Origin of the sequence: Streptomyces sp. Y7 (assembly GCF_043195415.1) — a bacterium.
Taxonomy (GTDB): domain Bacteria; phylum Actinomycetota; class Actinomycetes; order Streptomycetales; family Streptomycetaceae; genus Streptomyces.
In genome coordinates this window covers 807,752-821,539 of record NZ_JBIDDQ010000001.1, presented here as the reverse complement: position 1 = coordinate 821,539, position 13,788 = coordinate 807,752, and the positions used below count along the sequence as shown (strand labels likewise).

Annotated in this window: 12 protein-coding genes; 3 read left to right on the top strand and 9 right to left on the bottom strand. The window is 73.9% G+C overall.

Going from position 1 to position 13,788, the window contains the following annotated elements:
* Positions 1-152: 152 nt before the first annotated feature.
* Positions 153-518, bottom strand: a complete 366-nt coding sequence (locus ACGFW6_RS03435; protein ID WP_393504186.1) for a nuclear transport factor 2 family protein — start codon at positions 516-518, stop codon at positions 153-155.
* A 170-nt stretch (positions 519-688) separates the two neighbouring features.
* On the opposite strand from ACGFW6_RS03435, the gene ACGFW6_RS03430 reads away from it, so the two are divergent.
* A complete protein-coding gene (locus tag ACGFW6_RS03430; protein WP_393504184.1) occupies positions 689-994 on the top strand; it encodes a hypothetical protein in 306 nt (101 codons plus the stop codon).
* Positions 995-1,072: 78 nt separating this feature from the next.
* Here the strand turns inward: ACGFW6_RS03430 and ACGFW6_RS03425 are convergent, their stop codons facing one another.
* The 4 genes from ACGFW6_RS03425 to ACGFW6_RS03410 form a co-directional block, all read right to left on the bottom strand.
* Complete coding sequence (locus ACGFW6_RS03425; RefSeq protein ID WP_393504182.1) at positions 1,073-2,302, bottom strand: type III PLP-dependent enzyme; 1,230 nt, start codon at positions 2,300-2,302, stop codon at positions 1,073-1,075.
* Complete coding sequence (locus ACGFW6_RS03420; RefSeq protein WP_393504180.1) at positions 2,299-4,050, bottom strand: IucA/IucC family protein; 1,752 nt, start codon at positions 4,048-4,050, stop codon at positions 2,299-2,301. The genes ACGFW6_RS03425 and ACGFW6_RS03420 overlap by 4 nt, the downstream gene beginning before the upstream one ends.
* A 152-nt stretch (positions 4,051-4,202) precedes the next feature.
* Positions 4,203-5,855: an IucA/IucC family protein gene (locus ACGFW6_RS03415; protein ID WP_393505067.1), complete on the bottom strand. Its 1,653-nt coding sequence runs from the start codon at positions 5,853-5,855 to the stop codon at positions 4,203-4,205.
* Between the two features lie 23 nt (positions 5,856-5,878).
* Entirely contained in the window at positions 5,879-7,054 is a 1,176-nt protein-coding gene (locus tag ACGFW6_RS03410) for an acetyl-CoA carboxylase biotin carboxylase subunit family protein (protein WP_393504178.1), read from the bottom strand.
* 434 nt (positions 7,055-7,488) lie between these two features.
* Between ACGFW6_RS03410 and ACGFW6_RS03405 the strand changes: the two genes are divergently transcribed.
* Positions 7,489-8,325, top strand: a complete 837-nt coding sequence (locus ACGFW6_RS03405) for a (2Fe-2S)-binding protein (protein ID WP_393504176.1) — start codon at positions 7,489-7,491, stop codon at positions 8,323-8,325.
* 92 nt (positions 8,326-8,417) lie between these two features.
* On the opposite strand, the gene ACGFW6_RS03400 is transcribed toward ACGFW6_RS03405, so the two are convergent.
* Entirely contained in the window at positions 8,418-10,172 is a 1,755-nt protein-coding gene (locus tag ACGFW6_RS03400) for an ABC transporter ATP-binding protein (protein ID WP_393504174.1), read from the bottom strand.
* A gap of 124 nt (positions 10,173-10,296) precedes the next feature.
* Positions 10,297-10,875, bottom strand: coding sequence for a rhodanese-like domain-containing protein (locus ACGFW6_RS03395; RefSeq protein ID WP_393504172.1), 579 nt, complete (start codon positions 10,873-10,875; stop codon positions 10,297-10,299).
* 62 nt (positions 10,876-10,937) lie between these two features.
* On the opposite strand from ACGFW6_RS03395, the gene ACGFW6_RS03390 reads away from it, so the two are divergent.
* Positions 10,938-11,225: a metal-sensitive transcriptional regulator gene (locus ACGFW6_RS03390; protein WP_393504171.1), complete on the top strand. Its 288-nt coding sequence runs from the start codon at positions 10,938-10,940 to the stop codon at positions 11,223-11,225.
* 45 nt (positions 11,226-11,270) lie between these two features.
* Here the strand turns inward: ACGFW6_RS03390 and ACGFW6_RS03385 are convergent, their stop codons facing one another.
* Together ACGFW6_RS03385 and ACGFW6_RS03380 are read right to left on the bottom strand one after the other, a co-directional pair.
* Positions 11,271-12,020: a sulfite exporter TauE/SafE family protein gene (locus ACGFW6_RS03385; protein ID WP_393504169.1), complete on the bottom strand. Its 750-nt coding sequence runs from the start codon at positions 12,018-12,020 to the stop codon at positions 11,271-11,273.
* A 51-nt stretch (positions 12,021-12,071) separates the two neighbouring features.
* Complete coding sequence (locus ACGFW6_RS03380) at positions 12,072-13,745, bottom strand: rhodanese-like domain-containing protein (protein WP_393504167.1); 1,674 nt, start codon at positions 13,743-13,745, stop codon at positions 12,072-12,074.
* Between the last annotated feature and the right edge of the window lie 43 nt (positions 13,746-13,788).

Genomic DNA, 13,788 nt, shown 5'->3' with positions numbered 1-13,788 from the left:
CGACCGCGACAGGGCGCCGGCGACCAGCCTGCCCGCCGCGGCGATCGGCCAGGCCCGCCCAGGCCGGACGGGACGTGTCCGGCCCGCCGCGGCACGTGCCCGGAAGGTCCAGGTCAGCCGGGCCGAGACCTGGACCTTCGGCCACGTCCTCCCTACTCGTCCCATGCCTCGATGATGATCTGCTGGGAGATCTTCCCGTCCCGCAGCGTGATCATCGACTCGGACATCACCCGCACGCCGTCCGCGTACTCGCACGACTCGCTGTACGCGGCGCGGTCGCCCTGGACCACACAGCCCTCCAGCTTGTGCGTCATGTCGCGGCTGTAGACGTCGGTGAGCATCTCGGCGATCTGGTTCCGGCCGCTGACCACCTTCGGGTGGCTCGGCTGCGCGTTGCGGTTCACGACGCGGATCTCCGCGTCGTCCGTGTACAGCGAGAGAAGCGAGTCCGGGCTCTGCCCTTCGACGGCTCGGCGCAGTGTGTCGGTGCTGAATGACGGTGTTGCGGTGGTGCCCATGGTGACCTCCTCCGAGGCCCGCGGCAGGACGAGGGGCGGCCGCGGGGGCCTCACCTCTGAGAGTCCTCCGCGGCGCGGGGCTCGGCAAGCGCTGCCGATGCGCTCGGCCTGACGGGTGAGGGGTGCCGGGCGGCCGTGTCCGGCGGCGGGCCCGCACCGTTGCCCCAGACATGATCTCAACACGACGTATCGCCACAGCCGTTGGTCTCGCGGCCGGCCTCACCGGCCTCGCCGCCCCGCTGGCGAACGCGGCCCCGGTGGATCCCCCCAGCGCCGGCATGCTCAACCCCGTGACCGCCCTCGACTCCCTCGCGGCCACCGGCGTGCCCGCGGACCGCAGGGCCAAGATGCCCCGCCCCTCCGAGCAGCTGACCCGCCTCGACCAGCTCAAGGAGCTGAACCGGGCGCAGCGGCCGCAGCAGTTCCGGCCGGTCGACACCCCGGTCACCAGGATGCTGCCCGCCGTCGACGTCTGACGCGCCGCACACCCCCGAGCGAAAGGGCCGCCCCTCGACCGGGCGGCCCTTTCGCGTGCGCCGAGAGTGACGGGCCGTCTACGCGGTGGAGCGAAGGAAGTGGAAGCCGGGCTTCGGATGCATCAGGAAGTCGTGGTGCGAGATGTTCCACGCGTACGCCCCGGCCAGCGCGAACACCACCCGGTCCCCGGCCCGCAGGCCACCCGCCGGCACCCGGCGGGCGAGCACGTCCTTCGGGGTGCACAGCTGCCCGGCCAGGGTGATCCGCCCGCGCTCCCGGTCCGGGGCGACCCCTGCCACGCCCTGGGCGGCCGGACGCGGCCATGAGTGGGGCCATGCGTCGACCGGCAGGACGGAGAACGGCTGGTCGTGCCCCTTGGTCGCCGGGGTCCGCAGATGATGTGTGCCGCCCCGGACCACGGCGAACTCCTCACCGTGGCTGAGCTTCACGTCCAGCACCTCGGTGGCGTACCAGCCGCAGTACGCCGTCAGCGCCCGGCCCGGCTCGATGCGCAGCGTCAGCCGTGGATGCCGCTCGGTGATCCGGGCGAGCCCGGCACCGTAGGCGGCCCAGTCGAAGCGGCGCCCGGGGTCGCCGTAGTCGACGTGCATGCCGCCGCCGACGTTCACCTCCCCGAGCCGGACCCCGAGGCCCGTCGCCCACGAGACGACGGACTCGGCCACCGCGATCTGCTCCGCGGCCTGCAGTCCGCTCGCCAAGTGGGCGTGGACGCCGAGCAGTTCGAGGTGCGGGAACGTGCCGCCGGCCAGTTGCCGGATCACCGGAGCGGCCTGCGCCGGGTCCATGCCGAACGGGGTCGGCCGGCCCCCCATCGCGAGCGAGCTGCCCGCCAGCGAGCCGTCGGCCACCGGCAGGTTGACGCGCGGCAGGACCGCCACCCGCCGCGCCGGAGCCACCCGTCGCGCCGACTCGGCCAGTACGCGCAGCTCGTGTTCGCTCTCCACGTGGAAGCGCTCGACGCCCCGCTCCAGCGCGGCGGTGATCTCCTCCGGCGTCTTGCCCGGGCCGCCGAACGCGAGCGGGTGACCGGCGACGGCCTTGGCGACATGGGCGAGTTCACCGCCCGAGGACACCTCGAAGCCGTCCACGTACGGGCGAAGCGCGGTGAGGATCTCCGGCTCCGGGTTGGCCTTGGCGGCGTAGTACAGCTCGACCCGCTCGGGCAGCGCGTCCCGCACGGCGGCCGCGTGGGCACCCAGGGCGTCCAGGTCGTAGACGTAAGCCGGGAGGTCCGTGGACGGCAGGGACAGGACGCGGTCGTGGACCGCGGGCGTGGGCCGTGTCATCGCGTGGCGCTCCCGGTCGTGTCGCGCAGGAAGTCCTCGGCCAGCGGGGACGGCAGCCGGACGTAGCCCGCCTCCCGGTCGGCCTTGCGTTCCCAGCGGGTGAGGAGGTTGGCCTTGGCGGGCAGCGGCACCCCGGCGAGGAGCGCGGCCAACCGCGGCGGGCAGCCGTGACCGGCGGCGTACGCCCGCAGCGTGTCGCGCACCCGGGCCCACAGCGCGGCCTCCGTACGCGGGTGCAGGTCGGCGAGGGCGGCGAGCAGCTCGGCGACATGGTTGACCAGCAGACAGTAGACGACGCGGTCCCAGCCGCGCCGCGCGTCGTAGGTCATCGGCCCCGCGACCTCGGGCGGCAGCGCGCCGAGGGTGTCGGCGTGATGGTCAAGGAGCAGCTTGGTGCCCTCCAGGTCGCGGAAGAGCACCTGGGCGGGCCGGCCGTCGCCGTCGACGCAGATCAGCACGTTCTGCAGATGCGGCTCCAGGACCAGGCCGTGGTCGAAGTAGGCGGCCAGGACCGGCGGGACGAGAAGCTGGAGATACGCCGACCACCAGTCGAGGGCCGCCCGCTCGTCGGCGCCCGCGAGGAGCCGGGAGATGTGCGCGCCGCCGGTCGGGTACTCGTCGGCGACGGCCGCCGCGAGCAGGGGAGTGGTGCCCGGCGTGAGCCGGTCCGGCAGTCCCTCGCGGACGATCACGCCGAAGCCCTCCAGCAGGGCTCGGTCGGGTGTGCCGTCGGCGCCGGGCAGGGCGAGCGTGCGGTAGGCGGGCTCGCGGAGCATGTCGCTGCCCGGGAACCGCTCGGCGAGATCGGCGAACGCCGGGGCCAGGGCCCGGGTGAGGGCGACGGCACCGGACAGCTCGTAACTGCTGTTCTTGCGCAGGCAGTTGGTGATCCGCACGTTCAGGCTGAACTTCAGGAACGTCCTCCCGTCGTACAGCGTGCGCACCGACGCGGTGGCCGCGAACGGGGCGCCCGCGAGGCCCAGATCGACGACGTCGCCGCGTGCCAGGGCGGCGCGCAGGAGCGGATGCTCGCGGAGCGTCTCGAACTGCCAGGGGTGGGCGGGCAGCAGCCGGTAGCCGTCGGGCACGTCCGTGCGCTGTGCGTCCAGCGGGGCGACGGACGCCGGGTCGGTGTACTCCTCGGCGATCAGGTGGGTGCGTACGGCGAGGTGCCGCAGCGGGAAGGACGCGCCGACCTCGGGGGCGTAGGCGGACCAGGCACGCGGGTCGCCGGTGCGGGCCTTCGGCGTGGGGTGGAAGCGGTGGCCGAAGAGGAGGGACTGCTCGGAGGCGACATAGGAGGACAGCGGGTTCCCGGGGGCGCGGGCCGGGCGGGCGGCGGCCATGGCCGCCGAGATGGCCCCGTGGCTGGAGGCGATCTGTTCCAGGAACTCCTCGTTGCGCACGCCGGTCCGCAGCGACAGCTCGTCCTGGGTGTACTCGGCGAGGCGTCGCCAGTCCACCTCCGTCCACGCACCGCCCCGCTGCTCGCTCACCGGGCCGGTGAACCGGTGGGCGCCCAGCAGCGAGGTGCGGCGCAGCGCCACGCGCAGCAGGACGCCGCGGCGCGGCAGCCGCAGCAGCAGCAGCCGGCCGCCGGTGACGACGCTCTGGCGCTCGGGGCCGGAGACCTCGCGCAGCAGGCAGTTGAGCAGGGTGTGCGCCACGACCTCGTCGGCGGCGGGCAGTCGCGGGCGGTCGACCGGGGCGGTGCCCTGCTCGGGGAGCGTGTCGGTCAGGGTGGGCATCAGCGGCTCCAGCGGGTGGGCGGGTGCGGGGTGGGCGGGGGAGCGGCCGTGCCGGCCTCCGCGAAGGGACGGCAGGCCCCGGGAAGGGCGCGGCAGGCTCGGTGAAGGGCGTGGCAGGCTTCGGCGACGGGACGGCATGCTTGCTTCGGCGCTCATGCCGGAGCCCCGTCAGGCAGCAGGTAGTTGGGCCCGCTGGTGTAGTGCTTGTTGATGTCGGCCGCGCCCGACCGCTCCTTGGACAGCAGCGTCCCGGCTGTCACCATCGCCTTCACCGGCAGCTTTGGCGCGTGCAGGACGCGCGCCCGCAGGACCTCCGCCGCGTCGCCGCCCAGCCGGTCGACGGACTGCGTCAGCCGGGTCCGCACGAGATCGAGCAGTTCGCGGCGCTGCCGGGGGAGCCCGAAGGCGTACGCGCCCGCGCACAGATGCACGGTGATCGTGGTGAACAGGTCGGTGACCGGCCCGTCGTCCACACCGAGGATCCGCGCGTCGTCGAAGGCCCATGGACCCGGGAGCGCGGCCTTGAGCCGCTCGGTGTTGACGCGCGGCCCGTCGTTGTCCTTGAACAGCAGACGCGGACCGTCCGGCCGCAGCACCAGGGAGACGTTCTGCTGATGCGACTCCAGGGCGACGCCGTGGCCGAACAGCGTGGTCTGCCAGTCGAACAGCAGCGTGAACACCGAGTCGAGCAGAGCGAATTGGTCGCCGCCGTGAAAGCGGTCGGCGAGATGGCCGAGCACCGTTCGGCCGTCCGGCGCCTCCGCGAGAAGCGCCGCCATCGGCACCACCACCGTGTCGTCGAGGCCGGCCGGGTAGCGGCGGCACAGCACCGCGAGCAGCTCGTGCCCGGCGTGAGCGTACGTGGTCTCGTCCGCGTGCAGGATCACGTCCCGGAACCGCGGCTCGCGGTCGATCACCGCCTCCACCAGCCGCTGCCCGACAGCGCCGTCGACGAGCGTGCCCGGTTTGACGGTCCGCTTGTTGCGCAGGCCCAACGTGGCGGTGGCGAGGGGGAGTTTGAGATGGACGGACGGATCGGCGACCGTCGCCACCGTCCGCATGGACAGCGTCGGCACGACCTCCAGATGGGCCCGCCCGGCGAGCACGGCCCCGTCGGGCAGGCCGGCCTCGCGCAGGGCGTCCACGGTCAGCGGATGCACGGGCAGCATCACATGGGTGCCGTGCAGGTCGATCAGTCCGAGGCGCGCGGGCGTGGGCCAGAACTCCGGCAGCGCGCCCGAGAGAGTCACGGTGTCTCGCGGGACGGCGACCCAGCGCAGGGCGAACGTGGGCTGGAACTCCGGTGCGTACGCCCGCAGTTGCTCCTCACCCAGCCCTGAGCGGCCGCGTGCCGTCGGATAGACGGGATGGTCGAGCCGGGCCGCTAGCGCGTCGTACGCCAGGCTGCCGCCGAGGCCCGTCCCGAACGTCAGCCGGTCCATGACCTCGTCCCGCGTGGCCGCGTGCAGCCTCATCGTCGCCAGCGTCTGACGGCACTCCTCGGCGAAGGCGTCGAATCCGCCCCGGTCCCCGGGCTCGGCGAGCGCGCGCAGAGCGTCGAGCACGCTGTCGCACGACGACAGTCGGGTGCCGTCCGACTCGCGCACCAGCAGCGGCAGCCGGGCGGCGTACACGCCCTGGTAGCCGTCCGAGGTGACGGGCAGCAGCAGCGCGTCGCCCGGCACCGGCAGGCGTACCCAGTCCCCGTCCGGACGTCGTAGCGGCGTGCCCCGGCTGCGCAGCCCGGCCACGTCCTCGCGCAGCAGGGCGCCGAGGACCCGGGTGAGCAGCTCGGCCTCGCACATGTCCGTGGTGGTGGTCGGCACGGTCACGGCTGGATCTCCCAGCGCCGCTCGGCCAGGAAGCCCGCGACCGCCCGGTCCACGGCCGCCTGGTCGGTGCCGGTGCCGCGCAGCACGCCGAGGTAGTCGCGGTTGGTGCGGTACAGCTCGTGCCGCTCGCCGACCGCGCGCAGCGGACGGTACGTCAGATGGACGCCGCCCAGATCTAGTTCGGTGGCCTCGGGGGCGGCGACGAGGGTTCCGGCGCGGTCGGCGCACGGGTACTCCAGGCGGGCGGCGCCGTCCCGCCGGGCGCCGAGGGCGGCCGGCAGGGGCTCGCCCAGGTGGGTGCGCAGGACGTGCTCGAAGAGCGGGATCTCCAGCAGCCCGGCCAGCAGCAGATCGCACTGGTCGCCGATGGCGCGGTAGTTGACCTCGATGATCCGCGCGCGCCCCTCGTGGACCACGAACTCGGTGTGGCAGGCCCCGAACCCGACTCCGAGCGCGTCCAGTTGCTCCAGGACCTGCGCGACGACCGGCCCGGGGTGCGCGGCGACGAAGGTGAGACGTTCCTCGATGAAGTACGGCGGTGGGGAGAGCTCGGTGCGAAAGCCGCCCAGGACGTGGCGGACGTTCCCGTCGCCGAGGGTCTCCAGGGTGCACAGGTCGCCCGGGAGGTACTCCTCGACGACCAGGGTGGCACCGGGGCGGCGCTCCAGGATCTCCTTGGCATGGGCCACGAGTTCCTCCGCGCCGTCGACGAGGACGACGTCCTCGCTGGCCACGCCCTCGCGCGGCTTGAGCACACAGGGGTACGGCGCGTCGCCGGGCGCCACCGGGTCGGTCAGCTCGGCCGACCACACGGTGTCGACGCCGGCCGCCGCGAGCCGGCGCCGCATCTCCGCCTTGTCCTTGCAGCGCAGGGCGGCCCGCCAGTCCTTGCCCGGCAGAGCGAAGTAGGCGGCGGCCAGGGCGGCCTGCGTCTGGAGATGGTCGCTGTTGGTGAAGACGGCGTCCGGCCGGTGGTGGGACGAGACACGGCTGATCACGGCCCGGAAGTCACGCACGTCGCACTCCAGGACCTCGATCTCCGGATGGGCGCGGCGATGGGCCGCGGGCTGGTCGGTGAGGACGGTGACATCCAGGCCGAGCCGGGCCGCCGCGGGCAGGAAGCCCTCGGAGACGGCGTCGGTCGGGTTGAGGGCGAGCAGGTACAGGCGCATGGCGATGAACCGACTTCCGCTGGCGGGTGGAGGGTCGCGGGCCGCGCCCGCAGAGGGGTCCTGCCGAGCACCGTCATCGGGCTCGCGGCCGGCGCCGCGCTCGGGGCCGCGCGGACGGTCGCCCCGGGCATCACCCGTGAGCCGCTCGCCCCGCGGACGACGCCGCCCGGCACAGGGGCGGCGGCTCCGGAGGGGAGGAGCGGGACGTGCCTGAGGGCACGGAAGGGCACACCGAACGGTGCGCCCCGTCGGGTCGCGGTCACAAGCAGTGAGCTTAGGTGAGCCTTGCTTTACCTCTCAAATGCCGCACCGCCACTGGGGTGTTGGAGGTGGTCGATCCATGGGCGCGTGGCCCACCTGGCGTTCTCTGCTTGATCGCAAGTGTAAGGTAAGCCTTACCTATCTGACTTGAGGACACACGCAGGGGAGCAACGATGTCCCTGGCCCCGACGACCACCGCCGTCGCACATACGCTCGGTGACGTCTACACGCGGCTCACCGACCTGTGCGAGGTGCTGTCCGTGCGGGTCGCCGAACCCGGTGCGAGATATGCCGCAGCGGGCGTCTCCGCCGCGGAACTGGTGAAGGACGGGGCCGTACTCGACGCCTTCGTGGCCGCCGAGGAAGCCCGGATCCACGATCGGTACGGCGTCGTCGCGCGGCCGCACGTCGCCGCCTCGCGTGCCCTGCACGACTACGCCTGGTCGGTGTCGCTCCTGATGAGCGGAGCCTGGTACCTCGAACGCCGCGTGCCGCGGATCCGGCCCGAGGACCTGCGGCTGGACTTCGCCACGGCCGAGTTCACCGTCACGCCCGGAAGCGACCTCGCCTGTCTTGCCGACGATCCGGCGGCGGCCCTGCCCGGGGTGCTGACGGTTCCTCACGAAGAGGCTCTGCGCGCCGAGTTGCGGGCTGCGGTCGCCGATCACATGGCACCGCTGCTGGAGGCGATCGGCCCTCTCGCGCGACGCGGCTCCCGCGCCCTGTGGGGCCTGGTCTGCGACGACCTCGTCTCCGGCATCTGGTACCTCGGACGCGTGCTGGGCGACGAGGACGAGGCCGTGCGGGCGGCCACCCGGCTGCTGCCGTCGGCGGTGGCCCCGTACCCGAGCGGTGCCGGTTTCCGGCACCTGACGACGGACGACGGCCGCCGCCACCCGACGCGCACCCGCGCGGGCTGCTGCATGTACTACACGATCCGCCCCGACGAGGCGTGCGCCACCTGCCCGCGCACCTGCGACGCCGAACGAGTGCGCCGACTCCAGGGCTGAGGGCGGTCGATCGGCGCCCGCGCGGGCCCGAAGAGCCGCCGCCGGCGGCGGGCCACCGACGTCCCTTCGGTCGGCACGGCCGACGGGAGGGCTCAGTCCGCCGTCGCCAGGAACTGCGTCGCCGCCAGCTCCGCGTAGAGCGGGTCGCCCGCGACGAGTTCGCGGTGCGTGCCCACCGCGCGCACCCGGCCCGCGTCCATCACCACGATCCGGTCGGCCATCGTCACCGTCGACAGCCGGTGCGCGACGACCAGCACGGTGGTCGTACGGGCGACGTCGGCGACGGTGTCCCGCAGCGCCGCCTCGTTCACCGCGTCCAGCTGCGACGTGGCCTCGTCGAGGAGCAGCAGCCGCGGCCGGCGCAGCAGGGCCCGGGCGATGGCCACGCGCTGGCGCTCACCGCCCGACAGCTTGGTGCCCCGATGCCCCACGAGCGTCTCCAGGCCGTCGGGCAGCCGCGCGACCAGGCCGTCCAGCCGGGTCGTCTTCACCACCCGGGTCACGGCGTCCTCGTCCGCGTCCGGATTGCCGAGCAGCAGGTTGGCGCGCAGGGAGCCCGACAGAACCGGCGCGTCCTGCTCCACGTACCCGATCGCCGAACGCAGCTGCACCAGTTCCCAGTCCGCCAGGTCCCGCCCGTCGAGCGTGATGGTCCCGTCCTCCGGGTCGTAGAACCGCTCGATGAGCGAGAACACCGTGGTCTTGCCCGCGCCCGACGGGCCGACGAACGCCGTCATGCCCTGCGCGGGGACGTCGAACGTCACGCCGTGATGGACGTACGGCAGGTCCTCGGCGTACCGGAAGCGCACGTCCTCGAAGGCCAGTGTGGCGGGCCGCGCACCGGCGGACGGCAACGGGGCGGGCAGGGCGGCCGGTTCGGCGGGCAGCCGCAGCGCCTCCTGGATCCTGGCGAGCGCCGCCGAACCCGTCTGGTACTGCGTGATCGCGCCGACGACCTCCTGGATCGGCGACATCAGATAGAAGACGTACAGCAGGAACGCGACCAGCGTGCCGATGTCGATCGCGCCGGTCGCCACCCGCGCCCCGCCCACCGCGAGCACCGTGATGAAGGCGATCTGCATGGCGAGCCCGGCCGTGTTGCCCGCCGCGGCCGCCCACTTGGCGGCCCGCACGCTCTGCCGCCAGGACTCCTCGGCGGCGTCGTGCAGCGTCCGTTCCTCCCGGTGCTCGGCGCCGGACGCCTTCACCGTGCGCAGCGCGCCGAGGATCCGCTCCAGCGAGGCGCCCATCACCCCGACCGCGTCCTGCGCCCGCCGGCTGGCCTGGTTGATGCGCGGCACGATCACCCCGAGGACCGTGCCGGCGCCCAGGATCACGGCGAGCGTGACCGCGAGGAGTACCGGATCCACCAGGCCCATCATGACGACCGTCGCCACGAGCGTGAGCCCGCCCGTGCCGAGGCCCACGAGCGAGTCGGTCGTGACCTCGCGCAGCAGCGTGGTGTCCGAGGTGACGCGCGCCATCAGATCGCCCGGCTCGCTGCGGTCCACGGCGGTGATGCGCAGCCGCAGCAGATACGACGACAGGGCGCGCCGCGCGCCGAGCACCACCGACTCCGCGGTCCGCCGCAGCACGTACGAACCCAACGCGCCCAGCGCCGCGTTGCCCACCACCAGCGCCGACATGATCAGCAGCGTCCGGGTGATCGCCCGGTCGTGCGACAGGTCGTCGATGAGCTCCCGTGCGACCAGCGGCAGGAGCAGCCCGGTCGCGCCCGTGACCAGCGAGAGCACCGCGCCCGCCAGCAGGGCCCACCGGTGCGGGCGCACATAGCCCAGGAGCAGCCGCCAGGCGGGCAGGGCGGGTTGGGGGTCGGCGATGCTCACGGGGCTCCTCGGGAGTCGTACGGAGCATTCAGGCTACGTCGGCTCCCTCCCGCCGGGCCCGTGGGTTTCCCGGGAGAGGGCCGCCCTCGGCCGGCACGGCGGGACCGCGCGTGGTGCGCGCCGTCTACGCGCGCCGGGCCAGGGCGGCCAGGGTCGCGTCGAGTTCGGCGGGCCGCGGGCGGTTGTGCGGCAGCTTCGAGAGCATCGCGGCCATGCCGCAGGTGTTGGTGAGCGCCGAGAGGACCAGGCCGCCGGCGACACCGGCGGACAGCAACTGCCAGGCCGGGTGCAGCAGTCCGAGCGCCAGCCCGACCAGGACGATCGAGCCCGCGGTGAACCGCACCTGCCGCTCCATGGACCAGGTGCGGCGCCCGCCGGACGCGGGTCGGTCGAGCTCGTGCCCGCTCCGCGCCCAGCCCTGCGTGCCGCCGGTCAGCGTCATGGCCGCCATGCCGTGCTCGGCGAGGAGCCGGCAGGCGTTCTCGGAACGGGCTCCGGAGGCGCAGACCACCAGCAGCTCGCCGTGGTGCCGGCGCAGTGCGGGCAGCGCGCGGTCGAGCTGGTCCAAGGGGATGTTGAGGGCGCCGGGCAGATGTCCGGAGGCGTATTCGCCGGGTGTGCGGACATCGATGACGGTCAGACCGGACAGCCGGGCGCGGGCCGCGTCGACGTCGAGGGCGCGGGGGTCGAGGGGGGAGGTCATGCGCAATGAGATCCTTTCAGAGGGGAGGTAAAATACCCCCAAGGGTATGTAGAGGAGTGATCGTGGAGCTTCAGTTCGAGGGCGATGACCTCAAGTCGGTGCTCAACCGGCTGCGCCGGGCGCAGGGGCAGATCTCCGGAGTGATCAAGATGATCGAGGAGGGCCGCGACTGCGAGGACGTGGTCACCCAGCTCGCCGCCGCCTCGCGCGCCCTGGACCGGGCGGGCTTCGCGATCATCGCGACCGGGTTGCAGCAGTGCCTCACCGACACCGAGAAGGGGCGCGCCGACGGCGAGACGACGCAGCAGATGAAGGCCCGCCTGGAGAAGCTCTTCCTGTCGCTGGCATGACCGCGGGCAAGCAGCGGGGGGACGGGGTCGCGGGCGGTGCCCGGTTCATACGACCGCGTCGACCAGCATGAACAACGCCACGGCCAGCAGGACCCAGGCGAACAACTGCCGCAGCCGGTCGCCGGAGACCTTCCCGGCGAGACGCCTGCCGTCCCAGGCGCCGAGGACGGCGGCCGCCGTGAACGGGGCCACGGCGGTCCAGTCGATCGGCGCCTGAGTGCCGGCCCGAGCCGCCAGGGCGACCAGCGAGTTGACGGTGATCACCAGCAGGCTGGTGCCCACGGCGGCCCGCATGCGCAGTCCGACGACGTTCACCAGTGCCGGTACGGCGAGGAAGCCGCCGCCGACACCGAGCACACCGGTCACCGCGCCGAGTCCCGCCCCGGCCCGTACGACCTGCCAGGACCGCACCGGCACGTCCTCGTGCCGTACGGACGCCGCCGGCCGCAGCATGCGCAGCGCCGCGAGAGCGGCGACCACCGCGAACGCGCCGGTGAGCAGCCAGGGCGGCAGCCGTCCCGACACCACGCCGCCCACCGCGGCCGGGGCCAGTCCGGCCGCCGCGAACAGCGCCCCGCCACGCCAGAGCACGGTGCCCGCACGGGCGTGCGCGCCGAGCGCGGTGGCGGAGGTGACGCCCACCACGAGCAGGCTCGCGGTGGCCGCGGCCGCCGGACTGAAGTCGAGCAGGTAGATCAGCGCCGGCACCGCCAGCACGCTGCCGCCCCCGCCCAGTGCGCCGAGCGCGAGCCCGGTCGCACCGCCGGCGAGGAGCCCGAGGAGCAGGGTGGTCACGACGGCGCTCCGGGGGTGGGTGCCCTGCGGCGACCGACGTCGACGCGGACCTCACTCCCCACCGGACGCCCCTGACCCGGTCACCACCGGAAGCCCGGCCTCCGCCCATGCGCGCATCCCTCCGACCACGTCTACGACCTCCGTGCCGCGCGCGGAGAGCAGAGCCGCCGCCTCGCGGGAGCGCCGGCCGGAGCGGCAGATGGCGACGACCGGGCCGGACCGCGCGGACTCGGGCAGCGGCTCGCCCGCGGCCAGCGCCGAGAGGGGAGCGAGCACCGCGCCCGGCGCGTGCCCCTCGGCCCACTCCGCCTCCTCGCGGACGTCCACGAGGACCGCGCCCGCGTCCGTCCGCTCCCGCGCCTCGGCCGGGGTGACACGGGCCATGGGCAGCCCGGCGGCACGGGCCGCGTCGAAGGCGTCGTCGACGGCGACGACCTCGCGGCCCGCCGCGTCGAGCAGCGAGGCGGCGATCCCGGCGCGCATCCCGCCGGCGCAGTGCACCCACACCGTGCCGTCCGGTATCTCGGCCAGCCGGCCGCGCAGCTCGTGCACCGGTATGTGGAGCGAGCCCTTGATGTACCCGGCCTGACGCTCGGAGTCGCGTCGTACGTCCAGCGTGATCACGTCGTCCCGGGCCGCGAGGTCGGCGAAGGTGCCCCGGGGGAAGGAGCGCGGGCGCTCGCCGGGGCGTATCCAGTCCGCCGGGGAACCGGTGGCCGCGGCGGCGGGCCGGTCGATGCCGACGCGGACCAGCTCGCGCTGGGCGTCGGCGAGTTGGTCGGGCGTCTCGGCCAGCAGCGTCACCGGCTTGCCCCACGGCAGCAGCCAGGCCAGATAGGTGGCCGGCTGCCCCTCGGCCTCGAAGTTGACCGACCCGGCCACATGGCCCTCGGCGAACGCGACCCGATGACGCAGGTCCACGACCCACTCCCCGGCGGCCAGCCGCGCCGCGATCTCCTCGGCGTCGGCCGGGCGGGGCGGCGTCAGATCCACCGGTGCCGGGCCCTGTGTGTTGGCGGGCCCCATGTGTGCGTAGTACGCCGGCACGTCGTCCAGCGTGGCGAGCAGCTCGGCGACAAAGGTGTCCACGTCCTTGACCAGGGCGTCGTTGACCTGCCGCTCGCGCCCGATGGTCGTCGCCGTTGCACCGGCCGGCGGACCGGCCGAGCAGAAACTGCCGAAGCCGTGGGTGGGCAGGACCCGCGTCTCGTCCGGCAGCTCGGCCGCCAGCCGGTGCGCCGAGTCGTACTGCGCCCGTGCCAGCCCGCCGGTCAGCCCCGGCTCGACCAGGTCGGGCCGCCCCACGGTGCCGATCAGCAGGGAGCCGCCCGTGAAGACGGCCACGGACCGTCCGGCCTCCTCCAGCACGTACGAGGTGTGGTGCGGGGTGTGCCCGGGGGTGGCCAGGGCGCGCAGCACCAGCTCGCCCTCGATCGGTGTACGGTCCCCGTCGGCGACCGGCACGCGCGCGTAGGCGACCCGGGCCGCGGCAGGAACGAGATAGACGGCGCCCGTGAGCCGGGCCAGTTCCAGGCCGCCGGACACATAGTCGTTGTGGATATGGGTCTCCACCACATGGGTGATGCGCACATCCCGCCGTGCGGCGGCCGTGATCACCCGGTCGATGTCGCGTGGTGGATCGACCACCACGGCGCTGTGCGCACCGCCCGCCAGATAGCCGCGGTTGCCCAGTCCCGGCACCTCGATGGTGTCGACGAAGTACACGGCAGCACTCCTCTCCTGATCCTGGTGACGCCCCTGCCCACCC